At 54.9% G+C, this 428-nt stretch carries 1 protein-coding gene and 1 pseudogene; both read left to right on the forward strand.

Translation table 11 applies throughout. The features are described from left to right. Window positions 1-237: pseudogene (locus DBY90_RS12480) on the forward strand (helix-turn-helix domain-containing protein); the annotation flags it as partial. After that, a partial coding sequence (locus DBY90_RS12485; RefSeq protein WP_185952216.1) for an IS3 family transposase occupies window positions 141-428 on the forward strand: 288 nt, incomplete at its 3' end. The pseudogene DBY90_RS12480 and the gene DBY90_RS12485, both read left to right, overlap by 97 nt.

The raw sequence follows: 428 nt of genomic DNA on the forward strand, positions 1-428 counted from the left end.
TGGATACGCGCCTATCAAGAAGGCGGCATCGGCGCACTCGAACATCCCCAATCCAAAACCATGACCGACCACCGCAAAAACCCCTTTATCGCCGACAAACCCGACCACGAAAAAACACAGGCAGAGCTTATCGAAGAGTTGTGCTATATGCGCGCAAAGGTTGCCTATCTAAAGGAGTTAAAAGCCCTCAGCCAAAAGCGGACCGCAAAGGACAAAGCCAACCCGTCCAAACACTGAGGGCGCAACCCCCGCTCAAATCCCTGCTGCACATCGCAACCCTGCCCAAAAGCAGCTTTTACTCCCACCGCCAAGACCGACCCGACCCCGACGAAGCCGACAAAGCCCTTATCGCCGAAATCTACGAACGGCATAAAGGACGCTACGGGCAAAGGCGCATTGCCGCAGCATTGGGTTGGAACCGCAAAAAA

The organism is Neisseria mucosa (assembly GCF_003044445.1).
Classification (GTDB): Bacteria; Pseudomonadota; Gammaproteobacteria; order Burkholderiales; family Neisseriaceae; genus Neisseria; species Neisseria mucosa_A.